This is a genomic window from Billgrantia ethanolica, assembly GCF_021404305.1.
GTDB classification, from domain to species: domain Bacteria; phylum Pseudomonadota; class Gammaproteobacteria; order Pseudomonadales; family Halomonadaceae; genus Halomonas; species Halomonas ethanolica.
This window is the reverse complement of sequence record NZ_JABFTX010000001.1, coordinates 1,606,515-1,622,450: the sequence shown is the minus strand read 5'-3', so window position 1 is coordinate 1,622,450 and position 15,936 is coordinate 1,606,515. Positions and strand designations below refer to the sequence as shown.

Below are 15,936 nucleotides of genomic sequence, written 5' to 3'. Positions count from 1 at the left end.
CGGCTTGGGCCGAGTCGCAGTCAACGTTGACTGGGTGACTGCTCGGCAGGCATTACTGCCGTATACTCGTCATATGAAGAACCGATAGGAATCCTGCCATGCGCAGCGCACTCTCATGTGGCTTGTTGATGTGCCTGGTGGCCATTACGGGGCATGCCCTCGATGCGCCGGAAGGGCGAGTCATACTGACGATCACCGGCAGCATCGGCGTGACCAACGGGGAGGGCGCGGCGCTGTTCGATCGCGACATGTTGGAAGCCATGCCCCAGCATACGATCAGCACTCATACCCCCTGGCACGACGGCCAGGTCACCTTTGCCGGTCCGCTGGGGCGCGATGTCCTGGATGCCGTGGTAGCCCAGGGCGAGATGCTGCGAGTGGTGGCGCTGAACGATTACAGTGCCAGCATCCCGGTCGACGACTTCGAACAGTACGACGTGATACTGGCAATGACCCTGGATGGCGAGCCACTTCGAGTACGCGACCAGGGACCGCTGTTCGTCATTTACCCCTTCGACGACCACCCCGAACTGCTCAACGAGAAGATCATGTCCCGCTCGGTGTGGCAGGTCGCGCATATTGATGTTCTTGCGGAATAGTGCCGTGTCGCGCAGGGCAAGTTCGAGCCTGCGATACCGGGTCGCGGCCTGTGCCGCTATCGTGCTGTTCGGCTCGGCGCTGCTGACGGCAAAGATCATCCATGACCGAATGCAACAGATCGAGCATCGCATGCTCGAGGATCTCACCTGGTCGGCTTACCAGTTCGATCGAGAGGTCAGAGAGATGCGAATGACGCTATCGCCCTGGCATGGTGACATCGACGGGCTGTTGCTGCGCTATGAAATCCTGTATAGCCGCGCCGATCTCTTCGGCCGCGGCGAGCTGAAGCAGAGTCTGGTCACACAGCCCCTGGGCGAGGCTCTTGAGCATGCCATTGCACTGACGTTCGAGCTCGATTCCGTGCTGTCGCCGCTGGAGAGTGACGATGCCGTACTCGACGCTGCTGCCCTGGCGACACTCATGGAACGGTTGGCTGCGCTACAGGAAAAGACCTCTCGCTTGATCCTCGACGTCAACGCTCACGTTGCCTTGTTGCGCACCCAGGAGCGCGACAAGCTGTGGAATCTCTATACGCTGTTGCTCGTGCTCATCGTGCTGCTGATGGGAGCTGGCTCGGTGCTGGTGGCCTTTCTGATCCGAGAGAGCAGGACCAACCGGGAGCGGAGCGTTCTGCTCGAGAGACAGGCGCGTGAACTCGATACTGCGGTGCAGAGGGCGGAAAGGGCGAGCCAGGCCAAATCGGAATTCATGGCAGTGATGAGCCATGAGATACGCACGCCGCTCAATGGTATCGTCGGCGTGGCACAACTGCTTGCCTATGAACCCTTGAGCGATCGAGGCGTTCGACTGCTGGGTACTTTGGATGACAGCCTGGTGAGTCTTCAGGCGGTCATCAATGACGTGATCGACTATACCAAGTACGACGCGGGCGTCCTGGATCTCGATGCGCAGCCATTCCGGCCGAGTGAACTCATCGACCAGTTGGATCGGCACTACGGCGTGCTGAGCGCAAGTCGGGGTGTCGCCTTCAGTACCGCGCTGGAGGATTCACTACCTGATTGGGTACTGGGCGACCTGACTCGCATTCGCCAGGTCCTGATGAACCTGCTCAACAATGCTTTCAAGTTCACCTCGTCCGGCGAGGTTCGCCTGACGATAGGGCGCGGTGAAGACGATACGCTTTGTTTACGCGTTGAGGATACGGGGTGCGGCATTCCCGAGCAGAGCCGGGCGCATATCTTCAAGCCTTTCACTCAGGCAGACAGTACCATCGCGCGCCGCTACGGTGGTTCGGGGCTGGGACTTGCCATCTGCGAGCGGCTGGTCAGGGCCATGCAGGGGAGGATCGATTTCACTACGGAAACGGGCGTGGGCAGCTGCTTCCAGGTTCGTTTACCGCTGCGTGTACCGAGCCGGGAGGCCATCGAGCGCTACGCGAACACGCGTCAGGAGGCGGTCTTGAGCCTGCCCAGGGGAAACGTGCTCGTCGTCGAGGATCAGCCTGCCAACCGTGAGCTGGCCAGAGCTCTGCTCGAGCGCTTGGGTCAGTGCGTCAGTGTGGCGGCCGACGGTCAGGAGGGGCTGGCGCTGATGGCGAGCCACCGCTTCGACTTGGTGCTGATGGACATGCAGATGCCCACGCTTGATGGTCTGGAAACCACCCGGCGCTGGCGCCTGCAGGAGTCGGACAGGCTCACGCCGCTGCCCATCGTGGCGCTGACGGCCAACGCGACACCCTCGGCCAGGCAGCGCTGTCTCGAGGCCGGCATGAACGACGTGCTTTGCAAGCCGTACACGCGGCATGATCTGCAGCGAGTCATTCAGCAGTGGATGCTGCCCCAGGGCACTCATGAATACGCCGAGGCAGAACCCGGCGTGGCGACACCGGATGCGCTTCCTGAACCCCTTCAGGATCACGTCGGCGAGGCGGCGGTGGAGATCGATCCTGCCATGCTGGCCTCGCTACGCGAAGCGCTGGATGACGAGGCGCTGCACCACCTCGTGAGGAAGTTCGTCGAGCGGCTGGAGGAGGATCTTGCGGCCCTGAGGAGTGATCTTGAGCGGCATGATCGTTCTGGCCTCAGGGAGACCTCTCACTCGCTGAAGGGGGCGGCAGCGTCCATGGGCTGTGAAGCGCTGTCGCAAGCCGCTGCCAGGCTCGAGCAGGGGGTTGAGGCGGCCGGGCAGGAGGCGCTCGAGGCCACGGTGGAGCGTATCACTCATCTTGGACGTTTGAGCGTAGCGGCCTTTGCCAGGCTGGGGTATGCGGTTGAGGTTACGGCCACCGGTGACGCGCCGCGCGAGGACCTGGCATCACCGACCAAGGGCTGAGTCGGGCCGGGGTGAGAAACCCACGGCCTGCCTGCGTCAGCGTGGCTTGAAGAGGCGATGGCCGGTCGAGGCGACGAACTCGCCGAGACGATCCGCCGTCATGGGCTTGGCCAGCCAGAACCCCTGGATCTCATCGACGTCGAGCGCCTCGAGGTAGTCGCGCTGACGCTGGGTTTCCACTCCTTCGGCAATCGTCTTGAAACCCAGCCCCTGACTCAGGGTCGTGAGCGAGCGAACGATGGTGCGGCACGAACGCTCCTCGGTCACGCTGCTGGTAAAGCTGCGGTCGATCTTCAGCGTATCGATCGGGAAACGTAACAGGTAGTGGTAGGTTGAGTGACCGGTACCGAAGTCGTCGATGGCAATCGAGAATCCCAGCTCCTTGAGTTCGAGCAGCATCTTCAACGTCTGCTTGGGATGACTCATTGCAGCGCTTTCGGTGATCTCCAGCTCGAGCAGATTGGGTAACAGGCGATTGGCGTTCACATGGGCCATGATGCGCTGGGGAAAGTCGGGCTGGTTGAATTGTACGGCGGAGAGGTTGATGCTCATGCGCAGGTGCAGGCCGGCCCGCTGCCACTCGGCGAGCTGTCGGCAGGCCTCGCCGATGACCCAGTCGCCGACATCGACGATGTGGCCGGATTCCTCCAGCAGCGGAATGAATTCCGCCGGTGAAATCACCCCGCGACTGGCATGGCGCCAGCGTAGCAGGGCTTCCGCGGCGCTGATATGGCCGTCGGCCAGGTGCTGCTGTGGTTGGTAGACCAGAAAGAACTCGTCTCGTTGCAGCGCCTGCTGCAAATGGGCCTCGAAGCTCAGCGTGTCGCCATTGGTGTGGCCAAGAATCTCATGCCTCAACAGCAGTCGCTGTTGGCCAGCCTGGGAGCGGGCGAGGCGCTGCGCCTGCAGTGCGGCGCCCAGCAGCGTTTCGGCATCGCTTGCATCATCGGGATATACGCTGCCGCCTGCGGAGTAGTCGATGAAGACCTCTTCTCCTGCAATCTGCTGGGCCCGAGCCAAGGGTGGCATCCACTGCTGACAGAAAAGTCGAGGGTCTGCCGTGTCCGGTAGCGGGACGGCTACGCCGAAGCTGCCTGCCTCCAGACGCCCGAGCAGGGCATGGCTCGGGGCCAACCGCTCAAGGCGTCGTGAGAACAGCACCAGGGCTTGGTCGCCTGCGCGAATTCCCAGGGCTTCGTTGATGCGATGCAGACGGTTGATATCCAGAACCGCCACCAGCCAGCGAGTCTCGGGGGTCTGCGCCAGACGCTCGGCGAGCAGACCAAGAAAGCAGTGACGTTTGGGCAGTCCGGTCAGCTCGTCGTGGGCTGCCAGGTAAAGCGCCTTGTCCTCGAAGGCGCGCAAGGCGGTAACGTCCTGAAAAGCCCCCACCAGGTACCGTTCGTTGCCTTGCTCGTTGCCTTGATCGGTGCTTTGCAGGCGCAGGGTGCGTTCGAGATTGCCCTGGCCCACGGTGAGTTCGAGGTCCAGCCCCTCGCGGTTCTGACTGGCGACGCTGAGGGCCGTCTCCAGCCGCTGTCTGTGCGCGGGGGAGGTCAGCGCCGTCAGCTCCGCCACGCAGCCGGGCAGAGAGGGCCAGCCAAGCATGTCGGCGGTGCCTTCCGACCATCCCAACTTGCCGCTGTGGACGTCCAGGTGCCAGAAGCCCAGGCGAGCGAGCTTGCAGGCGCTGGCCTGTTCCAGCTGCGCTGCACGCAGGGCTCGCTCGCGGGCGGCGCCGCGCAGCGCATAGCGCACCCGCTCGGTCAGCAGCGGCAGCTTGATCGGCTTGGGCATGAAGTCGGTCGCGCCGGCATCGAAGGCGTCGTTGATCGAGCCGACGTCATCATGGCCGGTCAGCATCAGCAAGGGAACGTAACGGCCATCGATTCCGGCCTGTCCGCTGCGAATGGCGCGCAGGGTGCCGAAGCCGTCCAGCCTCGGCATGTCCGCGTCCACCAGCACCAGATCGGGCGCCTGCTGGCCGAAGACCTCGAGCCCCAACTGGCCATCAGCGGCGAGCAGCACCCGGTATCCCTGGCGTTGCAAGCCGGAGGCGATCAGTAGGCGAATGGTGGGATCGTCATCGACGACCAGCACGGTGGCCAGGGGCGCTACCTCGCTGCCGCTGTCCACTGCCCTCTGGCAAGCCGGCTGATGGGGCATCAGGAAGGTAGTGGCTGGATGCAGCCTGTCTGAATCGGTCATGTACCTTCCCCGCGCAGGGAGCGCATCGGGCATGCGCTGGACGTATTGCGCGTCTCGGACGAGCCGCATGGTGCTCGTCCATCCTCAGGCATCGGCGAGGTAGCGACAAGCTATCCGTTTAACGCAGCCATCAACCCAGGTGAAGTTCGAAGTGCACGAGGGAAACGAGTGACGCCCGGCGCGTGTCGTCGCGCCGGGCGTCCGGTGGGGTAGGGCAAGTCTGGCGGTTCTGGCTCGATTAGAAGCGACCGGCCAGGCGCCGCTGGGTCAGCTCGGCATAATCGGCCAGGATGGCAGCGGCTTCGGTCACCTGGACGCGCTCCACCGGCTCCTCTTCGTTCTCCTCACCGCGAGCATCGATCAGCTCGTTCAGCGTATCCAGCCCCAGGGCTTCACGGCGACGGTTCTCCAGCGCCAATTGCTCGGCGTCGCGCGCTTCCACTTCGCGCTGGCGCTGTTCGCGGTCGAGGCTGACGGTGGTCTGCTCTTCGCGCATGCGCCGGGCGAGCTCGGTGCGCTCCTTGAGGAAGACGAAGTTGGGGTGCGAGTCGGCCCGTTCGCGATGCCGGGAGCGCAGGGTTTCCAGATACTCCCAGGGCTCGCCATAGTGGCGGTACTGCACGGCCTGCACCGTATCCCACTCGAGGGCGTTGTCGAGACTGCTCTCGCCGATGCGCTCGGGGTCGACCAGATCGGGGAAGAGGATGTCGGGCTCGACGCCGCGATGCTGGGTGCTCTCGCCCGAGATACGGTAGAACTTGGCGCGGGTCAGCTTGATTTGACCATGACTCAGGTCGTTCAGAGTCTGTACGGTGCCCTTGCCGAAGGTGGCACTGCCCAGCACCAGGCCGCGGCCGTAATCCTGAATGGCGCCGGCCAGGATCTCCGAGGCCGATGCCGAGAGACGGTTGACCAATACGGCCAGCGGGCCGTCGTAGAGGGTGCCGGTCTCGGTGTCGCCGTAGAGATTGATGCGGCCGCGGGCATCGCGCACCTGCACCGTGGGGCCGCGGTCAATGAACAGACCGAGCAGGGAGTTGGCTTCCTGCAGCGCACCGCCGCCGTTGTTGCGCAGGTCGAGTACCAGGCCGTCGATGCCTTCGGACTTGAGGCGCTCGACTTCGCGGGCCACGTCGCGGGTGGTGCTGCGGAACTCCTCGGCGCCGGACTGCCAGGCATCGAAGTCGACGTAGAAGGTGGGGATGGTAATCACGCCGATACGCTTGTTGCCGTCTTCGCGCTCCACCTCGACGATTTCACCCTTGGCGGCCTGGTCTTCGAGATCGACGGTGTCGCGGGTGATCTCGACGGTGCTGGAGCGGGTCATGTCGACCGCTTCCGCCGGTACCACCTCGAGGCGCACCACGGTGCCCTTGGGGCCGCGAATCAGATCGACCACCTCGTCGAGGCGCATGCCCACCACGTTGACGATCGCCTCGTCCTCCTGGCCCACACCGACGATGCGGTCGGCAGGTTCGAGCACGCCGGCGCGATCGGCCGGGCCGCCGGGAACCAGGCTGGTGACCTTCACGTATTCGCCGTCGGACTGCAGCATGGCGCCGATGCCTTCCAGCGACAGGCGCATCTGGATGTCGAAGGATTCGCCCTGGCGGGGGGAGAGGTACTCGGTATGCGGATCGATGCTGCTGGTCACCGCGGCCATGAACAGGCCGAACACGTCCTCGCCGTTGGTCTGGCGCAGACGCGACAGCTGGCCTTCGTAGCGCTGACGCAGGTTGTTCTCCACCTGCTCTTCGTCCTGACCGCTGATATCGAGGGTAAGGGCGGCGTTCTTGAGGCGCTTGTACCACAGCTCGTCGAGCTCGGCTTCGCTGGTGGCCCAGTCGGCCTCGCGGCGCTCGAGGTCGAGCCGCATGTCGCTCTCGTAGGTGAAGTCGAGCCCCTCGTCGATGGCGCTCAGCAGCCACTCGAAGCGGCTCTCGGCGCGATCGTGATAGCGCTGGTAGAGCTCGAAGGCCGGTGCCAGATTGCCTTCAAAGAGCATGTCGTCGATACGCTCATCGAAGTGGCGGAATTCCTCGATGTCGCTCTCCAGCAGGAAGGCGCGTTGGCCATCGAGGATATCGAGATAGCGCTCGAACGCCAGGCGTGACCAGGTGTCGTCCAGGGCGGTCTCGGCGTAGTGGCCGTAGCGCAGCGACTCGGCGACTTCCAGGGCCGCCTGCCGATGCGAGTCGTTGGGCTGGATCTGGGCTAGCGCCAACTGAGCGCACGACAACAACGTCACCAGCGAGAGAACCGCTGTGTGCCTAAGAACGACTGACAGGCTCATCAATGAAGCACCCCTGGATTCGTGTACACTTCCTTCCCTAGACAAGCGTATGGCTCATGAGTTGCGAGGCCAGACGTCGCATTGTAGCAGTTCTTGCGTCAACCACGACCCCTGATGAGGATCCACATGTCTCGGGAAGCTCGTCTCGAGCGTCTGCTCGAATTTCTCCATCGCTCGCCGACCCCCTGGCACGCCGTCTCGGCCATGGCCGAGCGGCTCGATGCCGCCGGCTTCCGCCGGCTGGACGAGAGTCAGGCCTGGGAGGTCTCGCCCGGCGAGCGTCTCTACGTGACGCGCAACGGTTCGTCGATCGTGGCGCTGCAGCTGCCGCACGACGAGCTGGAGGCGCTGCGCATGATCGGCGCCCACACCGACAGCCCCGGTCTGCGCCTGAAGCCCAACGCCGCTCAGCTCTCGGCAGGCTGGTTGCAGCTCGGCGTCGAACTCTACGGCGGCGCCTTGCTGGCCCCCTGGTTCGACCGCGATCTGGGTCTGGCCGGCCGTGTTCACGTGCGGCACCCCGACGGCCGCATCGAAGGCGTGCTGCTGCAGGTGGATCGGCCCGTTGCCATCATCCCCAGTCTGGCCATCCATCTCGACCGCGAGGTCAACAACGGTCGGCCGATCAACGCTCAGACCCAGATGCCGCCGGTATTTCTGCAAGGTGGCGACAAGGCCGACCTGCAGCGGCTGCTGCTCGAATGGCTGGAGGCGCAGAGCGGCACCGTCGGCGCCGAGATCCTCGATTTCGAGCTGGCGCTGTATGACGTGCAGCCTCCGGCATTGGTCGGTGTCGGCCGTGAGCTGGTCGCCAGTGCGCGGCTCGACAACCTGCTGTCCTGCTTCATCGGGCTCGAAGCGTTGCTGGAGAGCGACGGCAGCCAGGGCGTGGTGCTGGTGGCCAATGATCACGAAGAGGTCGGCAGCGCAAGCGCATGTGGCGCTCAGGGGCCGTTTCTCGGTGACGTGCTGCGGCGAGTCAATGCCCAGTTGGGCGAGCCGGGTGACGAGGGCTTCATTCGCCTGATCCAGGCGTCGCGGATGATCTCCTGCGACAACGCTCACGCCCTGCACCCCAACTTCACCGACAAGCACGATGCCGCCCATGGACCCGCGCTAAACGGCGGCCCGGTGATCAAGGTCAACGCCAATCAGCGCTACGCCACCAACAGCGCCACGGCCGCGCTGTTCCGCGATCTCTGCCGCGAGGCCGAGGTCCCGGTGCAGACCTTCGTCACCCGTGCCGACATGGGCTGTGGCAGCACCATCGGGCCGATCACGGCCACCGAGCTCGGCGTGCCGACGCTGGACGTGGGCGTGCCGCAGTGGGCCATGCACTCGATCCGCGAGACGGCGGGCAGCCTCGACGTGGAGTACCTGACTCGAGCGCTGGTCGCCTTCGCCAACCGCCCGCGGCTGGCCTGACCACACGCGACGCACTCGGCTGGAGATGCCACCACGAAAAACCCGGCGCCAGGGCGCCGGGTTTTTTTCGATTTCTGGTGGCTACGCCCTGACTCGAACAGGGGACCCCATCATTATGAGTGATGTGCTCTAACCAACTGAGCTACGTAGCCATTCAACGGGGGCGAAGTTTACGGATTCGCCCCCGTCAGGTCAAGACTGAAGGTTATACATTGAAGCGGAAGTGGATCACGTCGCCGTCCTTGACCACGTACTCCTTGCCTTCCAGACGCCACTTGCCGGCATCCTTGGCGCCCTGTTCGCCGCCCAGGGTGACGAAGTCGTCGTAGCCGATCACTTCGGCGCGGATGAAGCCCTTCTGGAAATCGGTGTGAATCACCCCGGCGGCCTCGGGGGCGGTGGCGCCGACCTTGACCGTCCAGGCGCGCACTTCCTTGACCCCGGCGGTGAAGTAGGTCTGCAGCCCCAGCAGCTCGTAGCCGGCGCGGATCACCCGGTCGAGACCGGGCTCTTCCATGCCCATCTCGCTGAGGAACATGGCGCGCTCGTCGTCGTCGAGCTCGGCGATCTCGGCTTCGAGCTGGTTGCACACCGGCACCACCACGGCGCCCTCCTCGGCGGCAATCTCGTTGACGATGTCGAGATAAGGGTTGTTCTCGAAACCGTCTTCGTTGACGTTGGCGATGTACATGGTCGGCTTGAGCGTGAGGAAGCCGAAGCTCTTGACCTGGCGCTTCTCGTCGTCGTCGAGGCCGAAGCTGCGCAGCGGCTGGCCCTCGGCCAGGTGCGGCTGGATGCGCTCGAGGATCGCCTTGGTGGCGATGGCGTCCTTGTCACCACCCTTGGCCACGCGCACCAGGCGCTGGATGGCACGCTCGACGGTGTCGAGGTCGGCCAGGGCCAGCTCCAGGTTGATGGTCTCGATGTCGGCGCGCGGATCGACCTGGTTGGCCACGTGGATGACGTTGTCGTTGTCGAAGCAGCGCACCACGTGGGCGATGGCCTGGGTCTCGCGAATGTTGGCCAGGAACTGGTTGCCGAGCCCCTCGCCCTTGGAGGCGCCCGCCACCAGACCGGCGATGTCGACGAACTCCATGGTGGTGGGAATCACCTTCTGCGGACCCACGATCTCGGCCAGCTTGTCGAGACGCGGATCGGGCATCGGCACGATACCGACGTTGGGCTCGATGGTGCAGAAGGGGAAGTTCTCGGCATCGATGCCGGACTTGGTCAGGGCATTGAAGAGGGTCGACTTGCCCACGTTGGGCAGACCGACGATACCGCAGTTGAAACCCATGATGATGTCCTGATTGAGATGGCGAGTGGTGCTCGCGAACGGGCGCTATTCTAGCTCAGCCTTGGCGCCGGTTCAGCCCGAGAAGCTGTGCAGTCGGCTCATGGCGCGGGCCCAGTCGCCCGACACGGCCAGTGGCAGTGTGACCAGGCACTCGTGGAGGGCGGCGCCGATGGCCTCGAGCTCCGCCTTGCCGGGGCGCCCGAGGACGTAGTTGGTGACCTGGCGTGAATCGCCGGGGTGGCCGATGCCGATACGCAGACGGTTGAAGCCTTTCTCGCCCAGTGCGCTGATGATGTCGCGCAGGCCGTTGTGTCCGCCGTGGCCGCCGCCCTGCTTGTAACGGGCAGCCCCGGGCGGAATATCCAGCTCGTCGTGAGCCACCAGCAGTTCGTCGGGGGCGATCTTGTAGAACTGGCACAGGGCCGCGACGGCACCACCGCTGCGATTCATGAAGGTGGTGGGTTCGAGCAGATGCAGCTCTTGGCCATCCAGCAGCACCTTGGCATACAGGCCGAGGAACTTCTTCTCCTGACGCAGCTCGGTGCCGGCCTGGCGAGCCAGGATCTCCACCAGCCAGGCGCCGGCGTTGTGGCGTGTGGCGGCGTAGTTGTCACCGGGATTGCCCAGTCCGATGATCGCCTTGATCTGCGGCATGCGGGGTCTCCAAACAAAAACAAGCGCCGCAGCGCTTGGTCGAGACGGGAAGGGGCCGCCCAAGGCGGCCCCCGACGGCAAGGCTTATTCGGCGCCTTCTTCGCCTTCTTCGCCTTCCTCACCCTCGGCCGCTTCACCGCGGGTCTTGGGCTTGGTGATGCTCAGTACGGCGTTGTCATGGTCGGCACCGTGGGTCAGTTCGACCAGGGTCACGCCAGCCGGCAGCGTGAGGTCGGAGAGGTGCAGGGTGGTGCCCAGCTCGACGTTGGTGATGTCGACTTCCAGGAAGTCCGGCAGGTCCTTGGGCAGACAGCTGATCTGGACTTCGTTGGACAGCACGTGCAGCTCGCCGCCCTGGTCCTTGATGCCCTTGGACTTCTCTTCGCCAACCACGTGCAGCGGCACGTTGATGGTGATGGCGTGAGTGGCGTCGACGCGCATGAAGTCGGCGTGGGTGACCAGCGGCTTGTACGGGTGGCGCTGCAGATCGCGCACTACCACCTGCTCCTTCTTGCCGTCGATGACCAGATTGAGCACGGAGGAGAAGAAGGACTCGTCCTCGATGGCCTTGTAGAACGGGGCCTTCTCGAGGGAGATCGGCTGCGGCGCCTTGTCACCGCCATAGACGATGGCGGGCACTTCGAGGTTCGCACGACGCAGGCGGCGGCTCGCACCTTTCCCCAGGTCGTTACGAACGCTGGCATTGAGTGTGAAATCGGACATGTTGTTGCCTCTTGCTGAATGTAAGGGAGACGTGCGACCCGCGACCTGATCGCGACGTTCCCGAAAGCCCCGTGGGGCGCTACTCCGCTGCCCTGTTCTTGCCGAGAGTCGTCGAGAGTCTCAGTGGAACATGGCGCTGACGGATTCTTCGTTGCTGACGCGGCGGATCGCCTCGGCGATCAGGCCGGCCACGCTGAGCTGACGAATCTTGCCGCTGCGACGGGCGACGTCGGACAGCGGGATGGTGTCGGTCACCACCACTTCGTCGAGTACCGAACCGGTGATGTTCTCCACTGCCGGCCCGGAGAGGATCGGGTGGGTGGCGTAGGCCACCACGCGGCGCGCGCCGTGTTCCTTCAGCGCGTCGCCGGCCTTGCACAGGGTGCCGGCGGTATCGATCATGTCGTCCACCACCACGCAGGTGCGGTTCTCGATCTCGCCGATGATGTGCATCACCTGAGCCTGGTTGGCCTGGGGGCGACGCTTGTCGATGATGGCGAGGTCGGCATTGAGCTGCTTGGCGATGGCGCGGGCCCGGACCACGCCGCCCACGTCGGGGGATACCACCACCAGGTCATCGTAGTTCTGGCGCTCGATATCGTCGAGCAGGATCGGCGAACCGTAGACGTTGTCCACCGGGACGTCGAAGAAGCCCTGAATCTGGTCGGCATGCAGGTCCATGGTCATGACCCGGTCGACGCCGGCCTTGACCATCATGTCGGCCACCACCTTGGCCGAGATCGGCACCCGGGCAGAGCGTACCCGGCGGTCCTGGCGTGCGTAGCCGAAGTAGGGCACCACGGCGGTGATGCGGGTGGCCGAGGCACGGCGCAGGGCGTCAACCATCAGGATCAGCTCCATCAGGTTGTCGTTGGTCGGTGCGCAGGTGGACTGCAGAATGAAGACGTCCTTGCCGCGAACGTTCTCGTTGATCTCGACCGCGATCTCGCCATCGCTGAACTGCCCGACCGTGGCGTTCCCCATACGAGTATCGAGACTCTCGGCGATTTTCTGGGCGAGTTCGGGGTTGGCATTCCCGGCAAAAACCATCAATTTTGACACGCGCATCCACCTATGCAGTGTTGGGGAGCTCAGTTGGCGATACAGGATACCGCAAGCGCGGCGATTCGGCGCTCGCTGACAGCGCGTTCATCGGCCAAGAGCAGCATGTAGCGGGGAGAGGTTCAGGCCGCGAGCCATGAAAGCAGTATAGTGGCTCGGTAGCTCGGCCATGATGTGCCGCGCTTTGGTCTGCGAGTCGAGCCGGGCGAAGACGCAGGCACCGGTTCCCGTCAGCATGGCGGGTGCCCGGCAGCCTAGCCAGTCGAGTGCCTCGGCGACCTGCGGATAGAGTGACCGGACCGTCGGCTCGCAGTCGTTGCTCCAGCTGGGCGCTCCCCCCTGCAGTGCGCGCGCCATGGTAATAGGGGCAGTGTCACGTGTCAATTGTGCCGCCCCGAACACCGCGGCGGTGGCGACTTCGATGCCGGGGTGCACGACCACGAACCAGGGGGTGTCCAGCGCTACCGGGGTAAGCCTTTCGCCTACTCCTTCTGCCCAGGCGGCTTGGCCGCGGACGAACACCGGCACGTCGGCGCCGAGGCGCAGGCCGAGTTCGGCCAGCCGCTCGAGCGAGAAATCGAGACGCCACAGGCGGTCGAGGCCGAGCAGCGCGGTGGCGGCATCGCTGCTGCCGCCGCCCAGGCCGCCGCCCATTGGCAGGCGCTTGGTCAGGTGGATGTCGGCACCCAGTCGACAGCCGCTCTCGGCTTGCAGCAGCCGGGCTGCCCGTACGATCAGGTTGTCGCTGTCGGGCACGCCCGGCAGGGCCGGCGTCAGACGGATTTCGCCATCGTCGCGCAGGCATAGTTGCAACGTGTCGCCATGATCGAGGAACTGGAACAGCGTCTGCAACTCGTGATAGCCGTCGGCGCGGCGGCCGACGATCTGCAGCATGCGGTTGAGCTTGGCCGGCGCCGGCAGGGTCAGCTCGGTTGCAGTCGCGCTGTCGTTCATCGGTTCGGTCGTCGACTCACGCATCGACTCAATCATCGAGAGCGGGGCGCCACTCGGTGACCACCAGGGTCACGCGCAGGTCGTCGTACTCCATGATCAGGCGACGCGGTAGCCACAGCGACTCCACCTCGACCCAGTCGCGATAGTCGATCTGCCAGCCGTCCTGCTCCAGGCGCTGAGGAAAGCCCGAATCGTCGTGCTCGAGCTGGTACTGACTGTGGTCGGCGGGCAGGCCGCGGATCCAGTCGGCCAGCGAGCTGACCGGCAGCGACCAGCCGAGCTGCTGCTGCATCAGTGCTTCCGGGGTCTCGGCGACGAAGCGGCCGTTGGCGTTGGTCAGGGAAAAACGACCTTCGCGGCCTTCGAGCAGGTTGCGGCCGCTGCCGAAGGGGCCGCTGATCAGCATGCGGTAGTAGTGCGGGTGCTGACTCCAGTCGAGATTGGCGCTGGTCGACTCCTGGGGCGTGCGCAGGCCGGCCTTGCCGACCAGGATCCAGGTGTCCAGCTCGGCGAGACGCTCCTGCTGCGCCTCCCAGCGGTCGGTGCGCATGTCGGGCGCGGTCGTCGGGGCGGCGCAGCCGGCCAGCAGGGCAAGTGTCAGGCCCGCTGCCAGGCATCGTATCGTGGTCATCCGGTGTTTCATGACGTCGTCTCGTGGGCCAGTGGGTTGGGTCAGGGTGCCAGCTCGGGTATGCGTTCGAGCAGTGCGTCGATGAGCGGGCGTTCATCGAAGCGTTGCAACGCCTGTTCGACCACCTTGCGTGCTTCGTCGTGCCTTTCCAGTACCCATAGTACCTCGGCCAGGTGGGCGGCAATCTCCTGATCGGGCATGCCGGCATAGGCGCGCTCCAGCCACGGCAGGGCGCGCTCGGGGTCGCCCAGGCGGTAATACACCCAGCCCAGGCTGTCCATGATGGCAGGGTTGCCGGGTTCGAGCTCATGGGCTCGCTCGATCAGCTCACGGGCTTCTTCCAGGCGATCCTCGACGTTGAGGTCCGCCAGGGTGTAGCCCAGGGCGTTGAGGGCGGTGGCGCTGTCCGGGTTGGCTTCGATGATGCGCCCGAGATCGCGCTCCATGGCTTCGATGTCGCCACGCTCCCAGGCGCGCATGCCGCGTAGATAAAGCAGGGTCTCATCGTTGGGAGTGCGCGAGAGTTCGCGGTTCAGCAGCGCGTCGGCTTCCGCTTCCAGGCCGGCTTCGCCGAGCAGCTCCACTTCCAGCGCCACCAGCTCGCTGAAGCGGGCCTCGTGGCGCAGGCGCTCAATACGCAGGAAGGCGCGGGCGTCGAGCAGCCGGTCGTCGTCGATCAGCATGCGTGCGGCGCGCAGGCGGGCACGCAGGAAGTCGCCGCCGGGCGCCACCTGACGGTAGTAGAGCAGGGCGTTGTCCACCTCGTCCTCTTCCTCGGCAATGATGCCCATCAGGTAAAAGGCGGCGGGTGGGGGCTCGTCACTGCTCACCAGAGGTAGCAGCAGGCGCCGTGCGGCATCCAGATGGCCGTCTTCAAGATAAAGCCCGGCGAGCGAGATGCGCAGCTCCTGGTTGCCGATGTGCTCGTCGAGCAGTGTCGAGGTGTGGCGCTCGGCGGCGGCGACATTGCCCAGCATCAGCTCGGCTTGCGCCATCAACAGCAGAAAGCGCGGGTCGCCGGGGGAAATCTCCAGGCCGCGGCTTGCGGCCTCGCGGGCCTGGCGCGGGTTGTTCGCCTCCAGGGCCAGTTGAGCCCGGGTCAGCCACAGGGCGGGCAGTTCGGCGTGGTCGCGGGCGAGCAGGTCCAGCCGCCGCTCGGCCTGCAGCGACTGCCCCGTGGCTGCTTCCAGAATGGCCGTGGCCAGCACGGCATCGTGATAATGAGGGTGCGCGGTAGTACCGGGGCGTTCGAGATGCGCACGCAGCCGCTCACGCAGAGGCAGCGGGTCGGTGCCGGCCTCCAGTGCCAGTTCGGCGAGCAATGCCAGCTCGGCATGCTGGCCCTGCTGTGCCAGTGCCAGGCGCCACTCCAGGGCCGTCGTCCAGTCGCCACGCTGCAGTGCCAATCCGGAGAGCAGGCGCAGTGGCGCTTCGGCATCCGGAGCGAGTGCGTGCCAGGTGCTGACCGCTTGATCGAGCAGCAGAATGTCATTGCTGAAACGCGCCGCAAGCGTGCCGCGCTCCGCCAGCGGTGCCGCCTGGTAGCGCTCGGCCATGGCCAGGTAACCCAGGGTGGCGCGACGGTAGTCGCCGCGCTGTCCGGCAAACTCCGCCGTCAGCAGCGTGGCCAACCCCTCGGCGTCCAGGCCGCGCTCGATGGGCGGGGCCGTGGCCATGGGGTCGTCTGTGGTGGTGGCAAAAGGCGTGGTGGCCAGGCCTTGGCAGCCGCTCAGCAGTGCAGCCAGGCCAAGTACCGCCAATCCTTGGCGCGAAGAGCGCTTCAACGTCGAGGGCATG

The 15,936-nt window shown here is 65.0% G+C and carries 12 protein-coding genes and 1 tRNA gene; 3 read left to right on the top strand and 10 right to left on the bottom strand.

Features of this window, described 5'->3' with window-relative positions:
* The first annotated feature begins 98 nt into the window (after positions 1 to 98).
* Both HOP53_RS07420 and HOP53_RS07415 read left to right on the top strand, forming a co-directional pair.
* Positions 99 to 599 (top strand): putative pterin-binding protein, encoded by a 501-nt coding sequence (locus tag HOP53_RS07420; RefSeq protein ID WP_234269409.1) that lies wholly within the window; start codon positions 99 to 101, stop codon positions 597 to 599.
* 4 nt (positions 600 to 603) lie between these two features.
* Positions 604 to 2,892 (top strand): ATP-binding protein, encoded by a 2,289-nt coding sequence (locus HOP53_RS07415; RefSeq protein ID WP_234269408.1) that lies wholly within the window; start codon positions 604 to 606, stop codon positions 2,890 to 2,892.
* Positions 2,893 to 2,928: 36 nt separating this feature from the next.
* Here the strand turns inward: HOP53_RS07415 and HOP53_RS07410 are convergent, their stop codons facing one another.
* Both HOP53_RS07410 and HOP53_RS07405 read right to left on the bottom strand, forming a co-directional pair.
* Positions 2,929 to 5,100 (bottom strand): putative bifunctional diguanylate cyclase/phosphodiesterase, encoded by a 2,172-nt coding sequence (locus HOP53_RS07410; RefSeq protein WP_234269405.1) that lies wholly within the window; start codon positions 5,098 to 5,100, stop codon positions 2,929 to 2,931.
* A 238-nt stretch (positions 5,101 to 5,338) separates the two neighbouring features.
* Entirely contained in the window at positions 5,339 to 7,393 is a 2,055-nt protein-coding gene (locus tag HOP53_RS07405; RefSeq protein WP_234269403.1) for a carboxy terminal-processing peptidase, read from the bottom strand.
* Between the two features lie 126 nt (positions 7,394 to 7,519).
* Here HOP53_RS07405 and HOP53_RS07400 point away from each other — a divergent pair, with 126 nt between their 5' ends.
* Complete coding sequence (locus HOP53_RS07400) at positions 7,520 to 8,818, top strand: M18 family aminopeptidase (RefSeq protein ID WP_234269402.1); 1,299 nt, start codon at positions 7,520 to 7,522, stop codon at positions 8,816 to 8,818.
* 75 nt (positions 8,819 to 8,893) lie between these two features.
* On the opposite strand, the gene HOP53_RS07395 is transcribed toward HOP53_RS07400, so the two are convergent.
* From HOP53_RS07395 to HOP53_RS07360, 8 genes are all read right to left on the bottom strand, one after another.
* Positions 8,894 to 8,970, bottom strand: a tRNA-Met gene (locus HOP53_RS07395).
* Positions 8,971 to 9,023: 53 nt separating this feature from the next.
* Complete coding sequence (gene ychF, locus HOP53_RS07390; RefSeq protein ID WP_234269401.1) at positions 9,024 to 10,115, bottom strand: redox-regulated ATPase YchF; 1,092 nt, start codon at positions 10,113 to 10,115, stop codon at positions 9,024 to 9,026.
* Positions 10,116 to 10,187: 72 nt separating this feature from the next.
* Complete coding sequence (pth, locus tag HOP53_RS07385) at positions 10,188 to 10,769, bottom strand: aminoacyl-tRNA hydrolase (RefSeq protein WP_234269398.1); 582 nt, start codon at positions 10,767 to 10,769, stop codon at positions 10,188 to 10,190.
* Positions 10,770 to 10,853: 84 nt separating this feature from the next.
* A complete protein-coding gene (locus tag HOP53_RS07380) occupies positions 10,854 to 11,492 on the bottom strand; it encodes a 50S ribosomal protein L25/general stress protein Ctc (RefSeq protein WP_234269397.1) in 639 nt (212 codons plus the stop codon).
* A gap of 120 nt (positions 11,493 to 11,612) precedes the next feature.
* Entirely contained in the window at positions 11,613 to 12,554 is a 942-nt protein-coding gene (locus tag HOP53_RS07375; RefSeq protein WP_176342835.1) for a ribose-phosphate pyrophosphokinase, read from the bottom strand.
* An 87-nt stretch (positions 12,555 to 12,641) separates the two neighbouring features.
* Positions 12,642 to 13,532 (bottom strand): 4-(cytidine 5'-diphospho)-2-C-methyl-D-erythritol kinase, encoded by an 891-nt coding sequence (ispE, locus tag HOP53_RS07370; protein WP_234269392.1) that lies wholly within the window; start codon positions 13,530 to 13,532, stop codon positions 12,642 to 12,644.
* A gap of 4 nt (positions 13,533 to 13,536) precedes the next feature.
* Positions 13,537 to 14,151 carry a lipoprotein insertase outer membrane protein LolB gene (gene lolB, locus HOP53_RS07365; RefSeq protein WP_422677595.1) on the bottom strand — a complete coding sequence of 205 codons (615 nt, stop codon included), beginning with the start codon at positions 14,149 to 14,151 and terminating at the stop codon, positions 13,537 to 13,539.
* A 29-nt stretch (positions 14,152 to 14,180) separates the two neighbouring features.
* A complete protein-coding gene (locus tag HOP53_RS07360) occupies positions 14,181 to 15,935 on the bottom strand; it encodes a tetratricopeptide repeat protein (RefSeq protein ID WP_234269387.1) in 1,755 nt (584 codons plus the stop codon).
* Position 15,936: the final 1 nt, after the last annotated feature.

Excerpts from the sequence above, each read along its gene's own strand:
- HOP53_RS07360 (WP_234269387.1), bottom strand. The coding sequence starts at position 15,935 with ATGCCCTCGACGTTGAAGCGCTCTTCGCGCCAAGGATTGGCGGTACTT.
- lolB (WP_422677595.1), bottom strand. The coding sequence starts at position 14,151 with ATGAAACACCGGATGACCACGATACGATGCCTGGCAGCGGGCCTGACA.
- HOP53_RS07420 (WP_234269409.1), top strand. The coding sequence starts at position 99 with ATGCGCAGCGCACTCTCATGTGGCTTGTTGATGTGCCTGGTGGCCATT.
- ychF (WP_234269401.1), bottom strand. The coding sequence starts at position 10,115 with ATGGGTTTCAACTGCGGTATCGTCGGTCTGCCCAACGTGGGCAAGTCG.
- HOP53_RS07400 (WP_234269402.1), top strand. The coding sequence starts at position 7,520 with ATGTCTCGGGAAGCTCGTCTCGAGCGTCTGCTCGAATTTCTCCATCGC.
- HOP53_RS07405 (WP_234269403.1), bottom strand. The coding sequence starts at position 7,393 with ATGAGCCTGTCAGTCGTTCTTAGGCACACAGCGGTTCTCTCGCTGGTG.
- pth (WP_234269398.1), bottom strand. The coding sequence starts at position 10,769 with ATGCCGCAGATCAAGGCGATCATCGGACTGGGCAATCCCGGTGACAAC.
- ispE (WP_234269392.1), bottom strand. The coding sequence starts at position 13,532 with ATGCGTGAGTCGACGACCGAACCGATGAACGACAGCGCGACTGCAACC.
- HOP53_RS07410 (WP_234269405.1), bottom strand. The coding sequence starts at position 5,100 with ATGACCGATTCAGACAGGCTGCATCCAGCCACTACCTTCCTGATGCCC.
- HOP53_RS07380 (WP_234269397.1), bottom strand. The coding sequence starts at position 11,492 with ATGTCCGATTTCACACTCAATGCCAGCGTTCGTAACGACCTGGGGAAA.